Annotated in this window: 15 protein-coding genes and 1 pseudogene; 11 read left to right on the forward strand and 5 right to left on the reverse strand. The window is 72.4% G+C overall.

Annotated features, from left to right (window positions below; translation table 11 throughout):
* Positions 1 to 73: 73 nt before the first annotated feature.
* Together LX83_RS16230 and LX83_RS16235 are read right to left on the reverse strand one after the other, a co-directional pair.
* Entirely contained in the window at positions 74 to 469 is a 396-nt protein-coding gene (locus tag LX83_RS16230) for a hypothetical protein (RefSeq protein ID WP_253772157.1), read from the reverse strand.
* Positions 469 to 912: pseudogene (locus LX83_RS16235) on the reverse strand (EndoU domain-containing protein); the annotation flags it as partial. The gene LX83_RS16230 and the pseudogene LX83_RS16235, both read right to left, overlap by 1 nt.
* A gap of 67 nt (positions 913 to 979) precedes the next feature.
* Here LX83_RS16235 and LX83_RS16240 point away from each other — a divergent pair.
* From LX83_RS16240 to LX83_RS16265, 6 genes are all read left to right on the forward strand, one after another.
* Complete coding sequence (locus tag LX83_RS16240) at positions 980 to 1,267, forward strand: hypothetical protein (protein ID WP_253772159.1); 288 nt, start codon at positions 980 to 982, stop codon at positions 1,265 to 1,267.
* A gap of 232 nt (positions 1,268 to 1,499) precedes the next feature.
* Positions 1,500 to 4,796: a S8 family serine peptidase gene (locus LX83_RS16245; RefSeq protein ID WP_253772161.1), complete on the forward strand. Its 3,297-nt coding sequence runs from the start codon at positions 1,500 to 1,502 to the stop codon at positions 4,794 to 4,796.
* A gap of 196 nt (positions 4,797 to 4,992) precedes the next feature.
* Positions 4,993 to 5,472: a MarR family winged helix-turn-helix transcriptional regulator gene (locus tag LX83_RS16250; protein WP_253772163.1), complete on the forward strand. Its 480-nt coding sequence runs from the start codon at positions 4,993 to 4,995 to the stop codon at positions 5,470 to 5,472.
* A 13-nt stretch (positions 5,473 to 5,485) separates the two neighbouring features.
* Complete coding sequence (locus tag LX83_RS16255) at positions 5,486 to 6,475, forward strand: pirin family protein (protein ID WP_253772165.1); 990 nt, start codon at positions 5,486 to 5,488, stop codon at positions 6,473 to 6,475.
* A 307-nt stretch (positions 6,476 to 6,782) separates the two neighbouring features.
* Positions 6,783 to 7,190: a cold-shock protein gene (locus tag LX83_RS16260; RefSeq protein WP_253772167.1), complete on the forward strand. Its 408-nt coding sequence runs from the start codon at positions 6,783 to 6,785 to the stop codon at positions 7,188 to 7,190.
* A 56-nt stretch (positions 7,191 to 7,246) separates the two neighbouring features.
* Positions 7,247 to 7,897: a DUF2461 domain-containing protein gene (locus LX83_RS16265; RefSeq protein ID WP_253772169.1), complete on the forward strand. Its 651-nt coding sequence runs from the start codon at positions 7,247 to 7,249 to the stop codon at positions 7,895 to 7,897.
* Here the strand turns inward: LX83_RS16265 and LX83_RS16270 are convergent.
* Entirely contained in the window at positions 7,848 to 8,207 is a 360-nt protein-coding gene (locus LX83_RS16270) for a VanZ family protein (RefSeq protein ID WP_253772171.1), read from the reverse strand. The two genes, LX83_RS16265 and LX83_RS16270, sit on opposite strands and share 50 nt — an antisense overlap.
* 115 nt (positions 8,208 to 8,322) lie before the next feature.
* Between LX83_RS16270 and pyk the strand changes: the two genes are divergently transcribed.
* The 3 genes from pyk (at position 8,323) to LX83_RS16285 (ending at position 11,829) form a co-directional block, all read left to right on the forward strand.
* Entirely contained in the window at positions 8,323 to 9,747 is a 1,425-nt protein-coding gene (gene pyk, locus LX83_RS16275; protein WP_253772173.1) for a pyruvate kinase, read from the forward strand.
* 44 nt (positions 9,748 to 9,791) lie between these two features.
* On the forward strand, positions 9,792 to 10,736 hold the full coding sequence (gene tesB / locus LX83_RS16280; RefSeq protein WP_253772175.1) for an acyl-CoA thioesterase II: 945 nt from the start codon (positions 9,792 to 9,794) through the stop codon (positions 10,734 to 10,736).
* A 100-nt stretch (positions 10,737 to 10,836) separates the two neighbouring features.
* A complete protein-coding gene (locus tag LX83_RS16285) occupies positions 10,837 to 11,829 on the forward strand; it encodes an aldo/keto reductase (protein ID WP_253772177.1) in 993 nt (330 codons plus the stop codon).
* A gap of 21 nt (positions 11,830 to 11,850) precedes the next feature.
* Here LX83_RS16285 and LX83_RS16290 read toward each other — a convergent pair whose 3' ends face one another.
* The gene (locus tag LX83_RS16290; RefSeq protein WP_253772179.1) at positions 11,851 to 12,162 is read right to left on the reverse strand and encodes a DUF2218 domain-containing protein; all 312 of its coding nucleotides are present in this window, start codon (positions 12,160 to 12,162) and stop codon (positions 11,851 to 11,853) included.
* 173 nt (positions 12,163 to 12,335) lie between these two features.
* On the opposite strand from LX83_RS16290, the gene gndA reads away from it, so the two are divergent.
* Together gndA and dacB are read left to right on the forward strand one after the other, a co-directional pair.
* Entirely contained in the window at positions 12,336 to 13,781 is a 1,446-nt protein-coding gene (gndA, locus tag LX83_RS16295) for an NADP-dependent phosphogluconate dehydrogenase (RefSeq protein WP_253772181.1), read from the forward strand.
* Positions 13,782 to 13,945: 164 nt separating this feature from the next.
* Positions 13,946 to 15,547 carry a D-alanyl-D-alanine carboxypeptidase/D-alanyl-D-alanine endopeptidase gene (gene dacB / locus LX83_RS16300; protein ID WP_253772183.1) on the forward strand — a complete coding sequence of 534 codons (1,602 nt, stop codon included), beginning with the start codon at positions 13,946 to 13,948 and terminating at the stop codon, positions 15,545 to 15,547.
* A 75-nt stretch (positions 15,548 to 15,622) separates the two neighbouring features.
* On the opposite strand, the gene LX83_RS16305 is transcribed toward dacB, so the two are convergent.
* The gene (locus LX83_RS16305; protein WP_253772185.1) at positions 15,623 to 17,980 is read right to left on the reverse strand and encodes a SulP family inorganic anion transporter; all 2,358 of its coding nucleotides are present in this window, start codon (positions 17,978 to 17,980) and stop codon (positions 15,623 to 15,625) included.
* Positions 17,981 to 18,213: the final 233 nt, after the last annotated feature.

Consider the following 18,213-nt stretch of genomic DNA (forward strand, 5'->3'; position numbering starts at 1 on the left):
CCGGTGAGACCCCGCTGCCCGGCGCCACAACGAGGTGGCCCGGGCAGCGCCTTTTTCCCGCCCCGCGCCACGATCAGGCATCGTCCTGCGCGGACTGGACCCGCTGCTGGCGCGCGTTGGTGGCGGACCGCGGGTCGTTGGCGTGCTCCAGTTCCTGGACGTAGGCGCTGACGAGTTCGATGAACTCCTCGTGGGTCATGGACACCTCTCGCTCGTCGATGAAGAGGTTCCAGAGATGTGCGCCCTCCTCGTCGATACTCAGGGCGATGGTATTTCCGGAGAAACCCCACTCCGCACGATCCCTGAGCAGCTCGTCGTGGTTGCGCGCCTGGTTGACAGCGTCATCCAGGGTGTCACCCATGTGCTCTTCGAGGAACTGTGCGATCACGAAATACTGATCATCTGAACCATCACCAGCCTCCTCCACTGTGACGCGACCGGCTGCGTTGCGGCCGAAGCGAAAGCGCATCAGTCGCTCCCTTCCTCCTCGATTGTTGGTTCGATCACCGGCCAGACTGTTTTCACGTCATCAAGGGTCGCCTCGTCGAACTGGGTGCCGTCGGCGATGTATCCCTGAATTCGGATGTTCCGGTAGAAACCTTCCCAGAGACGTGGATCAGTCTTTCCGTTGGCCATGACACCGTGGATGCGATTCGCAAAAGCTGCCCTGACCGGCTGAGCGACCTCGGCGCTGCTCCATTGGTCCGGAAAGAACGTGCTGTCTCGTTTGCCGTCGGGCTCACCCCTGGGGTTGGGGCCCCTGACGTCAGCTTCGTAAACACCGTTGGCTCCTTGGTTCCTGATGTTGGCGAGTTCGAAGCCGTCTGGTCCCGTTCCGCGTGGGTAGTGGTGGTGGCCGGTGAGGCGGTTTCCTCGGGGGCGTTTGCGGTTGTAGCCGCCCTGGTAGAGGTGGTGGTGGAGGTCCTGGTGGAGTGGGGTGGGGGCCGGCCAGGGCGGTTTCGGTGGGGATGGGGGTGCCGTGGCGGGTCATGCCGAGGTTGTGGTGCAGGTAGGTCTCGATGTGGTCGTTGATGAGTGTGCAGGTGCGGGTGTTGTCGAGGGCGCGTTCGGCGAGGTCGAGGCAGTGGGCGTGGATTCGTGCCACGTCGAGGGCGTGGGCGATGGTGCCGGTGCAGGCGTGGTGGACAAGGGTGCCGGCTTCGGTGATGAGGTCGGCGACGTGGTTGAGAAGTCCGTTGATGTGGTTGGTTCCGTCGAGTGCGTGGTAGAGCGCGTTGGCGATGTCGCGGAAGGTCGCCACTGGTGATCGCCCCCTGCCGTGCCGGGTGGGTGGGAATGGCACGGCCTTCACGTTCATGCCGGGACGAGTGCCTGCCAAGACACACGATGGGGTGAGATCACGAGGTTCGCTGGCCCGCGGCGGAGTGGTGGTGGTGAGGCAACCGGAGGGGTTCCCCAGGTGTCCTTCTTCGTGATGGACACCCACAGTGCCCGCGTGCGTGCCGTGCGTGAGGCACCTGGCCCAATGGGGAGGCCCGTTGAGGGGACGACGGAGACGGCCGGCTGTCGCGGGCGCGGTTGTCGTGGCGGTGGCGGCGGCGGTGGTACCGGGTGCCGGCGCCTCGGCCGCGCCGGCCGAGCGCGTGGTGTCGGCGTCGGCGCAGGCGGGGCGGTCGGTCACGCTGATCACCGGTGACCGGGTGGTGGTCGGCGGACCGGAGGGGATCAGTGCCCGGCCCGCCACGGGGCGGGAACACGTCAGGTTCTTACGGCAGGCGGGGCCGGACGGCACGCTGGTCATTCCCGAGGACGCGGCCACGCTGGTGGCCAACGGGAGCCTGGACCGGCGGCTGTTCAACGTGACCAGGCTGGTGGAGGTCGGCTACGACGACACCAGCCGTCCGGACCTGCCGCTGATCGTCGGCCACGCGGACGGCCAGGCGCGGTCGGCGGCACTGGGTGCGGCCGCCCAGGTGACGCGTGAGCTGGCCAGCATCGGCGCCACCGCGGTGCGCGCGGACAAGGCGCGCGCCGCCGAGTTCTGGGCGGGGGTGCGCGGCACCGGGGCGACCGCGACGACCATGGCCGCCGGCGTCACGCGGATCTGGCTGGACGGGCCGGTGCGGGCCACCCTGGACCACAGCGTGCCGCAGATCGGGGCGCCGCAGGCGTGGCAGGCCGGGCACACCGGCAGGGGCGCCACGGTCGCCGTGCTGGACACCGGCATCGACACCAGCCACCCGGACCTGGCCGACGCGGTGATCCGGGCCCAGGACTTCACCGGCAGCGAGTCGGGCACGGACGACCGGGTCGGCCACGGCACGCACGTGGCCTCGACGATCACCGGCGGCGGCACGGCCAGCGGCGGCCGGTACCGCGGGGTCGCGCCGGACACCGCGCTGGTCAACGGCAAGGTGCTGGACGACGGTGGCGGCGGCGCCGAGTCGTGGATCATCGCCGGCATGGAGTGGGCCGCGGCGTCGGGCGCCGATGTGGTCAACATGAGCCTGGGCGGCGGCCTTCCCGAGGACGGCACCGACCCGATGTCCCAGGCGCTGAACCGGATCTCCGAACAGACCGGGGCGCTGTTCGTGGTGTCGGCCGGCAACAGCGGTGGCGCGCCGGGCAGCCCGGCCGCGGCGGACCGGGCGCTGACCGTGGGCGCGGTGGACCGGAACGACGCGCTGGCCGAGTTCTCCAGCCGGGGGCCGCGCTGGGTGGACCGGGCGATCAAGCCGGACCTCACCGCGCCGGGCGTGGACATCGTGGCCGCGCGGGCCGCGCACGGGCAGCTCGGTGACCCGGTCGACCAGTCGTACACGCGGTTGTCGGGCACCTCGATGGCCGCGCCGCACGTGGCCGGGGCGGCGGCGATCCTGGCCGGGCAGCACCCGGACTGGACGGCCGAACAGCTCAAGGCCGCGCTGATGGGTGCGGCCAAGCCGATCGGCGGGCAGTCCGTGTTCGAGCAGGGCGCCGGCCGGGTGGACGTGGCGCGCGCGGTGGCGCAGCCGGTGTACGCCACGCCGGCCAGCCTGTCCAACGGCGTCGCCCGGTGGCCGCACGGGGACGACGCCCCGATCGTCCGAACCCTCACCTACCACAACGCCGGCGCGCAGCCGCTCACCCTGGAGCTGGCCGCGGACGTGCGCGACCCGGCCGGCAACCCGGCGCCCGCCGGCATGGTCACCGTGGCACCGAGCCGGGTCACCGTGCCCGCGGGCGGCCAGGCCGAGGTGACGGTCACCACGACGACCACTGTGGACGGTCCGGACGGCGACTACACCGGCCGGATCACCGCGACCGGCGGCCAGGTCTCGATCCCCACGCCGATCGCGGTGACCAGGGAGGTGGAGAGCTACGACGTCACGCTGCACTTCCTGGACCGGGCCGGGAAGGCCACGCCCGAGTACTCGTTCCGCTTCGTCGACGTCGACCACCCGCAGGCGTACCTGTCCTACGACGCCTCCGGCACGGTGGTCGCCCGACTGCCCAAGGGGCGCTTCTACTTCGAGGCGGGTGTGCAGGACCAGGTCGCGGACGGGTGGGAGTACACCAACGTGATCGAGCCCGAGTTCACCGTGACCGGGGACGCCGAGGTCACGGTCGACGCCAGGGCGGGCAAGCCGGTCGGGGTCACCGTGGACCGGGCGAATGCCCGACCGGGATCGTCCTACCTCTCGTACGGCCTGCGAACCAGCTGGGGCGACACCGGCCTCAGCATCATCGGGCGGGACTTCGCCGGGCAGTACACGCGCCCGTCCAGCACGTCCGCGCCGGGCAGGTTCACCTTCGAGATCGGCGCGGTGCTGGCCGAACCGGACGGCAGGGGCGGATTCGCGGGCAGCCCGTACCTGTACCACGTGCGCCAGTCCGAGGACGCCCTGGTGCCCGCGGACCTGGTGCGGCACAGCGCGGACCGGGACCTGGTCCGGGTGCGCTCCGAGCACGCGGCGACCGTGCCCGGCCGGCATGGCGTGCGCGAGGAGATGGTGAGCGCGCCGCTGCCGTTCGGCCTCACCGAGTACTACAGCCCGAATGTCCCGTGGTACAGCACGTTCAGCGAGACCACCGACCCGGACGACTTCGACGCGCGGGAGAGCTACCTGTCCACGGTGCCCGCGCGGACGTTCTCGGCCGGCCGGCCGGTGCTGGAGCGGTGGAACACCGGCGTGTTCGGGCCGGCGTTCCCGCTGGAGCCGGGCTACCCGGCGGACCTGGCCGGGCGGGAGGGCGACACCCTGGGGTTCAACGTCCCGCTGTTCACCGACCAGGCGGCCGACCACGGTGGCGGAGCGCGAACCACCAGCGGGGGCACCGTGCTGTACCGGGACGGCGAGCGGGTCGGCGAGACCGCCTATGCCGGCTACGGCCGCTTCCCGGTGCCGGCGGGGCGGGCGTCGTTCCGGCTGCACACCGAGGCCACCCGCGGTGGTGCGGGGCAGCTGTCCACGTCGGTGCGCGCGGACTGGACGTTCGCCTCGGACACCGTCGCCGGTGCCGAGCCGGCGGCGCTGCCGCTGACCGCGGTGCGGTTCGCCCCGGTGCTGGACGAGCACAACCGGGCGCCGTCGGGCGTGCCGTTCCCGGTGCCGCTGTACCTGCAGCGCAACGGCCAGGACAAGCCGGGCGAGGTGCGTGAACTCGCCGTGTGGGCGTCCTTCGACGACGGCGCGACCTGGACGGCGGTGCCGGTGCGCACGGTCGCCGGGCAGCGGCTGGCGTTCCCGCACCACCCCAGGGGCGCGGGGTACGTGTCGTTGCGGGCCAGTGCGACCGACGCCGAGGGCAACGCGGTGGAGCAGACCATCATCCGGGCCTACGCCCTGAAGTAGGGGCGGGCGAGCAGCTGGGCGGGGCCGTCACCCAGGGGTGGGTGGCGGCCCCGCCGGCCGTCCGGCGGACCAGTGTTTCAGATTTGAAAAACATCCTCTGGATGGCTGCTGTGCTGGAGAGTTTCCTTCTGGAGTTGGCCGAACAGCGGGCCACCGGGCATGTTGTTCAGATTTGAAAGAGTGGTAGCGTGGTGGCGTGGTCGAGCAGTTGAACCAGGCGCAGTTGCGGTGCTGGCGCGCCTACATCGAGACGAGCCTGTGGCTGAACGCCCAACTGGAGGACGACCTGCGGTCGGCCACCGGGCTGAGCATGACCGACTACCAGGTGCTCGTCCTGCTCTCCGAGGCCCCGAGACAGCGGCTGCGCATGGGGGAGTTGGCCAACCGGATGGCGTTCGCGCCCAGCCGGGCCACCTACCAGGTGGACTCCATGGCCAAGCGCGGGCTCGTGGTGCGCGAGAGCTGTCCGGAGGACCGGCGCGGCAGCCAGGCCGTGCTCACCGCCTCCGGGCTGTTGACGCTGCGCGAGGCCGCGCCGCACCACCTGGTCTCGGTCCGGCGGCACTTCGTCGACGCGCTCGACGAGGCGGAACTGGCCTGCCTCACCCGGGCCTTCGAGCGGCTCGGCAAGCGCGGCGGCACGCCCCCGGCCACATCCCAGGACACCCAAGCCTGACAAGGAGACCACCATGCCGGCCATCACCGTGGACGACGTCCTCGTCCTGCCCCGCCTGCCCGAACTCGACCCCGCGACCACCCGGTACCGGGAGGTCCGGCGGCTGACCACCGCGCCGAGCGGCTTCGAGGGCGAGGGATTCCCGGTGCGGCGCGCCTTCGCCGGCGTGCCCCAGCCCGAACTGGACCCGTTCCTGCACCTCGACCAGATGGGCGAGGTGGACTACGCGCCCGGTGAGCCCAAGGGCACCCCGTGGCACCCGCACCGCGGCTTCGAAACCGTCACCTACATGATCGACGGGATCATGGACCACCAGGACTCGAACGGCGGTGGCGGCAGCATCACCAACGGCGACACCCAGTGGATGACCGCCGGGAGCGGGCTGCTGCACATCGAGGCGCCGCCCGAGCACCTGGTGGTCAGCGGCGGCCTGTTCCACGGCCTGCAGCTGTGGGTGAACCTGCCGCGCGCCAAGAAGCTGGCGCCGCCGCGCTACCAGGACATCCGGGGCAGTGCGGCGGCCCTGCTGACCACGCCCGACGGCGGCGCGCTGATCCGGGTGATCGCCGGGGAGGTGGCCGGCCACCGCGGGCCGGGCAGCACGCACACCCCGATCAGCGTGGTGCACGTGAGCCTGGAGCCCGGCGCCCAGCTGGACCTGCCGTGGCGGTCCGACTTCAACGCGCTGGTCTACGTGCTCAGCGGTCGGGGCGGCGTGGGACAGCAGGGCCGTCCGGTGCACACCGGCCAGCTGGCCGTGTACGGCCGCGGTGACGCGCTGCGGGTGCGCGCCGACGCCAGCCAGGACGGCAACGCGCCCCGGCTGGAGCTGTTCGTCATGGGCGGCGAGCCGATCAGGGAGCCGGTCGCGCAGTACGGGCCGTTCGTGATGAACACCCGCGAGGAGCTGATCGAGGCGTTCGAGGACTACCAGGCCGGCCGGCTCGGGGTCGTCCCGGCCGAGCGGGTGCCGCACACCCCCGCGCCGGGGGAGGGCGCCTGAACCGAGCCGGGTCAGCCGGATCGAGGTGGGTCGAGGTGCGCGTGGGCCGGGTGCGGGCCCGCGTGCGCCGGTTGGCGCAGTGCCCGCCGCCGTTCGTCGGCTGTGGGTTCGCGGCCCGGTTCAGCGCGTGCGGAAGCCGGTACACTGGGCAAACCGCCGTGGCGACCGTGTCGGCAACGTGTGGTGTGCAACATGCGGACGGATGCGGTGGGGCGGCTCACGAGGTCGCGGTGTTCGGTGTGGAAACCACAGTGCGTGCGGCGTTTTCAGGTCAGGTCAGGGCAGGAACAGGAAAAGGGTTCAAGCGGTGGCTACAGGCAGCGTTGTCAGGTTCGACAAGACTCGCGGGTTCGGTTTCATCGCCCCGGACGAGGGCGGTGACGACGTCTTCGTGCACGCGTCGGTGCTCAACGACGACGCGCAGTTGATGGTCAGCGGGACGCGGGTGCAGTTCCAGGTCATGGAGGGCGAGCGCGGGCTCAAGGCGTTCGGGGTGCAGATCCTGGAGACCCCGGCCCCGGTGACGCCCCGGGTGGATGTGCGCACGGTGTCCCGCGAGGACGACCTGTGCGACGTGCTCTCCACGGCGGAGTTCGCCCAGAAGATCACCGACGTGCTGATCGAGGTGGCTCCCGCGGTGACCGGCGCGCAGATCGTGCAGGTCCGCCAGCGCCTGGTCAGCTTCGCCCAGTCGCACGGGTGGATCGAGGGCTGAGCCGACAGTCCGCTCGGGTGCGCGGGGCCGGCCGGCCCCGCGCGTAGGCTGCCCGCGTGCGGTTCACGGGTTTCGGCGAGTACGCCGTTGACTTCTTCGACGGGCTGGAAGCGGACAACTCGAAGGCGTACTGGCTGGACCACCGGGACACCTACCAGTCCGACGTGCGCGCGCCCATGGAGGCGCTGCTGGCCGAGCTGGCCGAGGAGTTCGGGCCGGGCAAGGTGTTCCGGCCCTTCCGCGACGTCCGCTTCTCCCACGACAAGTCGCCCTACAAGACGCACTGCGGTGGCGTGGTCGAGCGGGGCCGCGGTGGCGGCGCCTACTACGTGGAGGTCAGCGCGGCCGGCCTGCTGATCGGCGGCGGCTCGTTCGCCATGGCCGCCGACCAGTTGGCCCGCTACCGCACCGCCGTGGCCGACGAGCGGCGCGGTGGCGAACTGGTCCGCCTGCTGGCCGCGCTGACCAGGCGTGGCTGGGAGCTGCGCGGTGACCGGTTGAAGACCCGGCCGCGCGGGGTGGCGGCCGACCACCCCCGGCTCGACCTGCTGCGCCACCGCAGCCTGTACGTGGTGCGCTGCTGGCCGCCGGACGACGCGCTGCACGAGCGGGCGGCGCTGACCCGGGTGCGCGCCGGCTGGCGGCAGGTGCGGGAGTTCAACGAGTGGTGCGCTGACCACGTGGGGCTGAGCGCGCGTCCCTGGTGACCGGGTTGCCCCGGGCGACGACCGCCCCGACCAGGCAGCCGGCCAGGCCCACGGCCGCGCCCACCACGTCGGTGAGCGCGTCGAGCACGTCGCCGTCCCGCCCGATCGGCAGCAGCGACTGGAGCACCTCGGAGCCGGCCGCGTAGCCGAGCAGCAGCACGGCCAGCTGCCAGGTGCGGACGATCCCGGCGGCGTAGCCGGTGATCGCCAGCAGCGCGAACAGACCGGCGTGCACGAGCTTGTCCGTGCCCGGTGGCGCGCTGGGCACACCTGACTCCGGGGTGAACAGCACGACCACACTGAGCAACACCGCGGCTACGAAGGGAATAATTCGAGGGGGCACGCCCAGAATTGTCCCGTCCCGCCGAAGATTACCCGTGGGTACATCCGGATCGGTCCAGCATGCGGCGCTAGGCTGCTAGAACGTGAGCCGACGTGCGAAGATCGTCTGTACCCTCGGGCCAGCCACCTCCACCGAAGAGAAGGTGCGCGACCTGGTAGCCGCCGGCATGGACGTGGCCAGGATGAACTTCAGCCACGGCAGCCATGCCGACCACAAGCAGGTCTACGACCTGGTTCGGGCCGCGGCCCGCGACTCGGGCCGGGCGGTGGGCATCCTGGCCGACCTCCAGGGCCCGAAGATCCGGCTCGGCAGGTTCGCGGCCGGCCCGGTCGAGTGGCGTACCGGTGACGTCGTCCGGGTCACCGTCGAGGAGGTGCCCGGCACCCACGACCGGGTTTCCACCACCTACAAGGGACTGGCCAGGGACGCCAAGGTCGGCGACCGGCTGCTGGTCGACGACGGCAAGGTCGGCCTGGTGGTCACCGACATCGAGGGCCCCGACGTGGTCTGCGAGGTCGTGGAGGGCGGCCCGGTCAGCGACAACAAGGGACTGTCCCTGCCCGGCATGGACGTGTCCGTGCCGGCCATGAGCGAGAAGGACATCGAGGACCTGGAGTTCGCGCTGGGCCTCGGCGTGGACTTCGTGGCGCTGTCCTTCGTGCGCTCGCCCGCCGACATCGACCTGGTGCACCAGGTGATGGACCGGGTCGGCAAGGGCCGCCGGCCGGTCATCGCCAAGCTGGAGAAGCCGGAGGCCGTCGACAACCTGGAGGCCATCGTGCTGGCCTTCGACGGCGTCATGGTCGCCCGCGGTGACCTGGGCGTGGAACTGCCGCTGGAGTACGTGCCGCTGGTGCAGAAGCGGGCCATCCAGATCGCCAGGGAGAACGCCAAGCCGGTGATCGTGGCCACCCAGATGCTCGACTCGATGATCGGCAACTCCCGGCCGACCCGGGCCGAGACCTCGGACGTGGCCAACGCCGTGCTGGACGGCGCCGACGCGCTGATGCTGTCCGGGGAGACCAGCGTCGGGCGCTACGCCATCGAGTCCGTGCAGACCATGAGCAAGATCATCATGGCGGTGGAGGCCGAGTCCACCGTGGTGCCGCCGCTGACCCACGTGCCGCGCACCAAGCGGGGGGTCATCTCCTACGCGGCCAGGGACATCGGCGAGCGGCTGCACGCCAAGGCACTGGTCGCCTTCACCCAGTCGGGCGACACGGTGCGCCGGCTGGCCCGGCTGCACACGCCGCTGCCGCTGCTGGCCTTCACGCCCGAGCAGGAGGTGCGGAGTCAGCTATCTCTCACCTGGGGGACCGAAACGTTCTTGGTGCCTAAGGTGGACTCCACCGACCAGATGGTGCGCCAGGTGGACCAGTCGATGCTGGCCATGGACCACTACCAGGCCGGCGACCTGGTTGTCATCGTCGCTGGCTCGCCGCCCGGGACGGTCGGCTCGACTAACCTCATCCGGGTACACCGTCTGGGTGAAGAAGACCACGCCTGATCTCGGTCCGTGACCCCGGACCGGGGTACGACCGAGGAGGTCACGTGACTGAGGCAGCACGCGCCGCGGCGGCCGACCCCGCCGCCGCGGCTGCGGCGGTCCCCGTGCCGATGACACCCGACGGTGTCGCGTACGGACAGCCGGTGCTCGACCGCCTGGTCGCGCTGCTCGACCTGGAGCGCATCGAGGAGAACATCTTCCGCGGGGTGAGCCCGGCGGAGTCGCCGGTGCGCGTGTTCGGCGGTCAGGTCGCCGGCCAGTCGCTGGTGGCGGCCGGGCGGACGGTGCCGGCCGACCGTCGGGTGCACTCGTTGCACGCCTACTTCATCCGGCCCGGCGACCCCAGCATCCCGATCGTCTACGAGGTGGACCGGATCAGGGACGGCCGCTCGTTCACCACCCGGCGGGTGGTGGCGGTGCAGCGCGGCAAGGCGATCTTCTCGCTGTCCGCGTCGTTCCAGCTGGACCAGCCCGGCATCGACCACGCCGAACCCATGCCCGAGGTGCCCGGCCCGGAGACCCTGCCCACCTACGCCGAGCAGGTGGGCGACTACCGGGAGCGGATCGGCGGCATGTCGGCCGTGCCCCGGCCGATCGACATCCGCTACGTGACCGAGCCGCCCTGGCTGGCCCGGGAGACCGGCCGGCGCGAGGCGCGCAACCAGGTGTGGATGCGGGCCGACGGCAAGCTGCCCGACGACGACCTGCTGCACGTGTGCGTGCTGGCCTACGCCTCGGACCTGACCCTGCTGGACGCGGTGCTGGCCAGGCACGGCGTGTACTGGGGCACCGACAAGGTGCTGGGCGCCAGCCTGGACCACGCCATGTGGTTCCACCGGCCGTTCCGCGCCGACGAGTGGTTCCTCTACGACTGCGCCTCGCCCAGCGCGTCCGGCTCGCGCGGCCTGGCCACCGGCCGGTTCTTCAGCCACGACGGCAGCCTGGTGGCCACGGTCGTGCAGGAGGGCCTGCTGCGCGTGCTGTCCTGACCCGCTGCTGACCGGGCCCCGGGCCGCGGGCCGCGTCGGCGGGCCGGCCGGCCGGGCCGCAGGAAATGCGGACCCGGCCGGGGTCTTGCAGGATCGGGGCATGGAGCGCAGGACTTTCGGCACCACGGACATGGCGATCACGCCCGTCGGGTTCGGCGCGTGGGCGGTCGGCGGCCCCGGCGTGTACGGCTGGGGCCCGCAGGACGACGACGACTCGGTCGCCGCCATCCGCCGGGCCGTCGAACTCGGCGTGAACTGGGTGGACACCGCCCCGGTCTACGGCAGGGGCCACTCCGAGGACGTGGTGGCGCGTGCCCTGGCCGACCTGCCCGAGGCCGACCGGCCCTACGTGTTCACCAAGTGCGGCATGGTGTTCACCTCCGACGATCCCGGGGCGACGCCGGAGTTGGTCGGCCGGCCGGAGAGCATCCGGCGGGAGTGCGAGCAGTCGCTGCGCCGGCTCGGCGTGGACCGGCTCGACCTGCTGCAGATGCACTGGCCGCCCACGGACGGCACCGCCGTCGAGGACTACTGGGGCGCGCTGCTGGAGCTGAAGCGGGAGGGCAAGATCCGCGCGGCCGGGTTGTCCAACCACAGCGCGGACCAGTTGGAGCGGGCCGAGGCGGTCGGGCACGTCGACTCGCTGCAACCGCACTTCTCGGCGATCGCCCGGGACTTCGCCGGCGCGGACCTGGAGTGGTGCCGGCGGCACGACACCGCGGTCATCGGCTACAGCCCGATGGAGTCGGGCCTGCTCACCGGCAAGTACGACCAGGACAGCGTGGCCAAGCTCGACCCGGGGGACTGGCGCAGGCAGAACCCGGAGTTCACCACCAAGCTGCGCGACAACCTGGCCGTGGTGCGCGCCCTGGACGAGGTGGCCCGGCGCCACCAGGTGAGCGTGCCGGCGGCGGCCGTGGCCTGGACCCTGGCCTGGCCGGGCATCACCGGGGCGATCGTGGGCGCGCGGCGGGCCGACCAGGTGGACGACTGGGTGGGCGCCGCGTCGGTGACGCTGGCCACCGAGGACCTGGCGGCCGTGGCCGTCGCCATCGAGGCCAACCAGGTGGGCAGCGGGCCGACCCAGCCGTGATCAGACGGCTCGACGCCGGGCTCAGGTCCAGGTGACCACGAGCCGGTCGCGCTGGCCGAACCGGACCAGGTGGTCGGCCACCACCTCGCGCACCCGGCGCAGCGACTCGCCGTCCGGGGCGCTGACCCGGATGTGCAGCACGCCGGGCGCGCAGCGCAGCTCGGCGCGACCCGCGAAGCTCGCGCTGAAGCGCACCTCGCCCCGGCCGTCCGCCCAGTGCGTCTCGACCCTGTTGGCGAAGTGCCTGACCAGTTGCGAGCCGTACCGCTCCGGCCGGTCGGTGGCCACCGCCGCCTCGCTGACCAGCGCGGTGGCACCGTTCTCCGCGCTCACACCGCCAGCCTAACCGCACGTCAGGGGCGCGGCCACGGCCTGGCGGGCGGGCCGGCGCCGACCATGATTCACCAACCCGCCCGGGTATTCCGGTTGCGGACGTCATGAACCACACCTGGCCCAGTACGTGTCCGGTACTGGCGCCGGGCCCAGAATCGGGCAGGCTGGTGTCCATGGCAGAAAGCACAACCGGCACGGCCCGCATCGCGGTCACCGGCCTGGCGACCATGGGCAGCAACCTGGCGCGGAACCTGGCTCGCAACGGGTTCCGGGTGGCCGTGCACAACCGGACCCCGGCACGCACCAGGGCGCTGGTGGAACAGCACGGCCACGAGGGCGACTTCGTGCCGGCCGAGACGTTGCCGGACCTGGTGGCGGCCCTGCAGCGGCCGCGGCAGATCATCATCATGGTCAAGGCGGGGCAGCCCACCGACGCGGTCATCGACGAACTGGCCGACCTGCTCGAACCCGGCGACATGATCATCGACGGCGGCAACGCGCACTTCGCCGACACCCGCCGCCGCGAGGCCCGGCTGCGCGAGCGCGGCCTGCACTTCGTGGGCGCCGGCATCTCCGGCGGCGAGGAGGGCGCGCTCAACGGGCCGAGCATCATGCCCGGCGGCTCGGCCGAGTCCTACCAGCACCTCGGCCCGGTGCTGGAGACCATCGCCGCCAAGGTGGACGGCCAGCCCTGCTGCGTGCACGTGGGACCGGACGGCGCCGGCCACTTCGTCAAGATGGTGCACAACGGCATCGAGTACGCCGACATGCAGCTGATCGCCGAGTCCTACGACCTGCTGCGGCACGTCGGCGGCCTGGAGCCGGCCGCCATCGGCGAGGTGTTCCGCACCTGGAACTCCGGTGACCTGGAGTCCTACCTGGTGGAGATCACCGCCGAGGTGCTCGGCCACGTCGACGCCGCCACCGGCAAGCCGCTCGTGGACGTCATCGCCGACCAGGCCGAGCAGAAGGGCACCGGCCGGTGGACCGTGCAGGAGGCCCTGGAACTGGGTGTGCCGGTCACCGGGATCGCCGAGGCGGTGTTCGCCCGTTCCCTGTCGGCCAACACCGACCAGCGCGCGGCCGTGCGCGCCGCGTTCCCCGAGGCGGAGCAGGCCGCGGCGAAGGCGCCCGAGGGCCTGGTGGAGGACGTGCGCCACGCGCTGTTCGCCTCCAAGGTGGTCGCCTACGCCCAGGGCTTCGACGAGATCAGGGCGGCCAGCCAGACCTACGGCTGGAACATCGACCTCGGCGCGATGGCCACCATCTGGCGCGGCGGCTGCATCATCCGCGCCCGCTTCCTGGACCGCATCCGGGCCGCCTACGACCGCGACCCCGAGCTGGCCTCGCTGCTGGTCGACGACTACTTCGCCAGCGCGGTGGAGCAGGCGCGGGAGGCGTGGCGGCGAGTGGTGGTGGCCGCGGTGCGGGCGGGCGTGCCCACCCCGGGCTTCTCCTCGGCGCTGGCCTACTACGACGCGCTGCGCGCCGAGCGGCTGCCCGCCGCCCTGGTGCAGGGTCTGCGCGACTACTTCGGCGCGCACACCTACCGCCGGGTGGACCGGGACGGCTCGTTCCACACCCTGTGGTCGGCCGACCGCAGCGAGGTGTCGGCCTGACCGGCTGACCAGCTCCCGCCCCTGACGCGGCCCCCGGCAGCCAACCTGCCGGGGGCCGCGCGCATCCGGACGGGACAACCCGGCCAGCACCGATCCCGAGACGGCCGGGTGGCCGCCAGAATGCTCACGTCCGGAGCTGGTTCCCCGACTTCGCAGGAGTGCAGATGTTCGCTCGCGCACGCGTCCTCGCCATCCCGATCGCGCTGGTCGCCGGGCTTGCCCTGGTGGCGGGCCCGCCCGGCGCGGCGCCACCGGGCGCCCAGGCCACCGCGGCGGTGGCGCTGGCCAAGGACCTGGACAGGATCCTCGGTGACGGCAGGCTCGCCGGTGCCAGCACCGGGCTGGTGGTGCGCGACGCCACGACCGGCGAGGTGCTCTACACCCGGGACAGCGCCCGCCGGCTGGTGCCCGCGTCCAACGCCAAGCTGTTCACCTCGGCCGCGGCCCTGGAGGTCCTCGGCCCGGACCACCGGTTCACCACCAGCCTGCACAGCACCGGCAGCGTGCGGGGCGGTGTGCTCGGCGGTGACCTGTACCTGCGCGGCACCGGTGACCCCACCATGCTGGCCGCCGACTACCGGAACCTGGCCGCCGCCCTGGCCGCCCAGGGCGTGCGCCGGGTGAACGGCGACCTGGTCACCGACGACACCTGGTTCGACAGCGTGCCGTTCCCGCCCGGGTGGGCCTGGGACGACGAGCCGTACTACTACAGCGCGCAGACCTCCGCGCTGACCGTGGCACCGGACACCGACTACGACGCCGGCTCGATCACCGTCGTGGTCACGCCGGGGCAGCCGGGCCAGCCCGCCACCGTGACCTTCGACCCGCCGACCGACTACCTGACCGTGGACAACACCGCGGTCACCGGCCCGGCCGGGTCCGCGAGCACCCTCACCGTGGCCCGCGACCACGGCACCAACACCGTGCGGGTGCGCGGCTCCGTGCCGGCCGGCGGCGCCGCGGTGCGCCAGTGGATCACCGTGGTCAACCCGACCGGCCTGGTCGCCAGCCTGTTCCGCGCCGCACTGGCGGCCGAGGGGATCAAGGTCACCGGCGGCACCCGCAGCGCGGCCACCCCGGCCGGCGCGCGGCAGCTGGCCGCCCACGAGTCCATGCCGCTGAGCCAGCTGCTGGTGCCGTTCCTCAAGCTGAGCAACAACTTGCACGCCGAGGCGCTGGTGAAGGCCATGGGGCGCAAGGAATCCGGCGCCGGCACCTGGAGCGCGGGCCTGGCCGCGGCGAAGTCCCGGCTGGCCGGCCTGGGCGTGGACACCGGTGCGCTGAGCCTGTTCGACGGTTCCGGACTGTCCCGAATGGACAACGTGGCGCCGGACCAGATCGCCGCGCTGCTGGTGGCCGCCAAGGCCAAGCCGTGGTTCGGTGTCTGGTACGACGCGCTGCCGGTGGCCGGGGCCAGCGACCGGATGGTGGGTGGCACGCTGCGCAACCGGATGGCCGGCACACCGGCGGCCAACAACCTGCACGCCAAGACCGGGTCGATGACCGGGGTCACCGGCCTGTCCGGCTACGTCACCGCGGCCAGCGGCCAGACGCTGGCGTTCTCCTTGGTGCAGAACAACTTCAGCGCGGCCTCGCTCAAGGACGTCGAGGACGCGGTGGCCGTGCGGCTGGCCGGCTACCGGGGTGCCGACGACACCTCGGTGGCGGTGTCCGTGCCGGCGCAGCGCGCGGCCGTGCCGGCCGACGAGGCGGCCACCCCGGTGCGGGAGTCGGCGTTGGAGTGCTCCTGGACCAAGTCCTGCTGATCGCTGGTCCGCCCCGGGCACCGGGGCGGTGTGCGGTGAGCCAGGTGTCCCCGGCTCACCGCACACCCGGCGGGGTCAGCCCGCCGTCACCATTCCGTTGACCGAGGTGCCGTTGCCCGGGCTCCCGGTGGCCGGGGTTGCGGTGGCCGGGGTTGCGGTGCTGGCGGGCACCCGCACCGGGCTCAGCTCGCCCCGCTCGGCGTCGACCAGGTACACCCGGGCGGCCGAGATGTCGAAGTACATGCCGACCAGTTTGAGTTCACCCCGCTCCACCGCCCGGCGCACGCTCGGGTAGCTGTGCAGGTTCTCCAGCTGCTGGAGCACGTTGGCCACGCTGAGCCGCTCGACATCGGGCAGGTCGGTGTGGTCGTGCGCGTCGGTGCGGCCGCGGAACCGGTCCAGGCTGGGGGCGGCGTGCCGCAGCCAGGAGCCCAGCCGCGACTCCGGTTCGCTGGACCCGGCGAGCACCGCCTTCATCGCACCGCAGTCGGAGTGTCCACACACGACGATCGTGGGCACCTCCAGCACGTCCACGGCGAACTCGATGGCCGCGCCCACCGACGCGTCCCCCTCCGGGCCGGCCGCGTCGTAGCGGGGCACCAGGTTGCCGATGTTGCGCACGCAGAACAGGTCACCAGGGCCGCTGCTGGTGATCATGTTGGGCACCACGCGGGAATCGGCGCAGGTGAGGAACAGCTGGCCGGGTCGCTGGCCCTGGGCGGCCAGCTCCTCCAGGAACGGACGCACCAGCGGTGCGGCCCGGCGCTGGAACTCGTCCATGCCGCGCAGCATCGCGGCGGGCGTGCGCGGCGCGGTGTGCTGGGCCTGCCAGTGCGACCAGGGCGCGAACCAGCGGGGCAGCGGCGAGGGCGGGGTCTTGCGCCGGCCCAGCCGGTCGGCAACGGCCCGGCTGTACCAGCTGTCGTGCACCTCGTCCACGTCGACGCGACCGCCCAGCCGCTCGTAGCCGGACCGCCAGTCGTCCACCGCCTCGAAGGCCGCGTGGTCCATGAAGTCCACGTGCAGCTCCAGCACCACGTGCTGGCCCAACGGGATCTGGCGCAGTTCCCGGACCAGCCGGCCCACCCGCAGGAACGCCAGCGAACCGCGCACCACCACCCGCCAGTCGGCGTGGTCGTCCTCGTCGCGGTCCACCCGCACCGAGCTGTCGGTCAGCTTCACCAGCGCGCCGAGCACGGTCACGCCGATGCCCAGCAGCACGCCCTCGACCAGGCCGAGCGTGACCACGCCGAGCACGGTCACCACGTAGCTGGCGAACTCGCCGTGGCGCAGCAGTTGGCGCATGTGGCCGCCGTTCACCAGGCGCACGCCGGTCACGAACAGCACGCCGGCCAGCGCGGCCATCGGGATCAGCTCCAGCACGCCGCCGAGCAGCAGCACGAACACCAGGATCCACAGGCCGTGCAGCATGGTCGAGGCCCGGCTGCGGGCGCCGGCCGCGACGTTGGTGGAGCTGCGCACGATCACGCCGGTGATGGGCAGACCGCCCAGCGCGCCGGACACGGTGTTGCCCACCCCCTGGGCCACCAGCTCGCGGTCCAGGTTGGCGCGCGGACCGTTGTGCAGCTTGTCCACGGCGACCGCGGACAGCACCGACTCGACGCTGGCCACCAGGGCCACGGTGACGATGGCGACGGCGATCGAGACCATGCCGCCCTGGGGCAGTTGCGGCAGCACGATGTCGCCGATCGGGTCCTCCGGCAGGTCGACCCGGGCCAGGTCCGGGCCGAACAGGCTGCCCAGCGCGGTGGCGGCGACCACCGCGACCAGCGGCGCCGGCACCACCTTGGCGCGCGGAATCCTGGGCCACGCCAACAGGATCGCCACGGTGGCCGCGCCGATCAGCAACGATCCACTGTGGAGCGAGATGAGGTTGCCGGGGATGGCGGCGAGGTTGGCCAGCACGGAACTGGCGGACGCACCGCCCAGCATCACGTTGAACTGGCCGGCGGCGATGGTGATGCCGATGCCGGCGAGCATGCCGTGCACCACCGAGGGCGACAGCGACAGCGCGAGCCGGCCGACCCGGGTGACCGCGAGCAGGATCTGCAGCAGACCGGCGCCCACGGTGATCGCCGCGGTGGCGGCCCAGCCGAAGTCGGCGATCACGCCGGCCACGATCACGGTGAGCCCGGCGGCCGGACCGCTGACCTGGAGCGGTGCTCCGCTGAGCGCGCCGGCGAGGATGCCGCCGACCACGGCGGCGACCAGGCCGGCGATCAGCGGCGCGCCCGTGGCCGCGGCGATGCCCAGGGAGAGCGGGATGGCGATCAGGAAGACCACGAGCGAGGCGGGCAGGTCGTGCCGGAGCACGCTGTTGAGCCGGCCGCCGCCGGTCTGCTGGCCGCCGGGCGGGGGCCCTGCCGTGGTGTGCTCGCCCGCGTGGCTGCGGGCGGCGGTGGATCGGTTCATCGACCGAGGTTTCCTTTCGGACACATGCACTGGGGGGTGTTGCTGGGGCACGCGCCACGCTCCGGCGGCCGGGATCGCCGGCTGCCCGGACGGGCGGGTGTGGTGCCGACGCCACCCAGGCGCCGAGAACACCGTGCGGCGCGGCGAACGGCCGCGGCGGCACGGGTGTGGTGGAACGCGCCAGTGCGGCGCGGCGGAGGGCTCGCCGCACTGGTGTGGGGGAAGAACTCACC

The sequence above is a fragment of the Goodfellowiella coeruleoviolacea genome, assembly GCF_024171785.1.
Taxonomy (GTDB): domain Bacteria; phylum Actinomycetota; class Actinomycetes; order Mycobacteriales; family Pseudonocardiaceae; genus Goodfellowiella; species Goodfellowiella coeruleoviolacea.

Coding starts and splice junctions, on each gene's coding strand:
- LX83_RS16285 (WP_253772177.1), top strand. CDS start 10,837: ATGGAGCGCAGGACTTTCGGCACCACGGACATGGCGATCACGCCCGTC.
- dacB (WP_253772183.1), top strand. CDS start 13,946: ATGTTCGCTCGCGCACGCGTCCTCGCCATCCCGATCGCGCTGGTCGCC.
- LX83_RS16305 (WP_253772185.1), bottom strand. CDS start 17,980: ATGAACCGATCCACCGCCGCCCGCAGCCACGCGGGCGAGCACACCACG.
- LX83_RS16255 (WP_253772165.1), top strand. CDS start 5,486: ATGCCGGCCATCACCGTGGACGACGTCCTCGTCCTGCCCCGCCTGCCC.
- LX83_RS16230 (WP_253772157.1), bottom strand. CDS start 469: ATGCGCTTTCGCTTCGGCCGCAACGCAGCCGGTCGCGTCACAGTGGAG.
- gndA (WP_253772181.1), top strand. CDS start 12,336: ATGGCAGAAAGCACAACCGGCACGGCCCGCATCGCGGTCACCGGCCTG.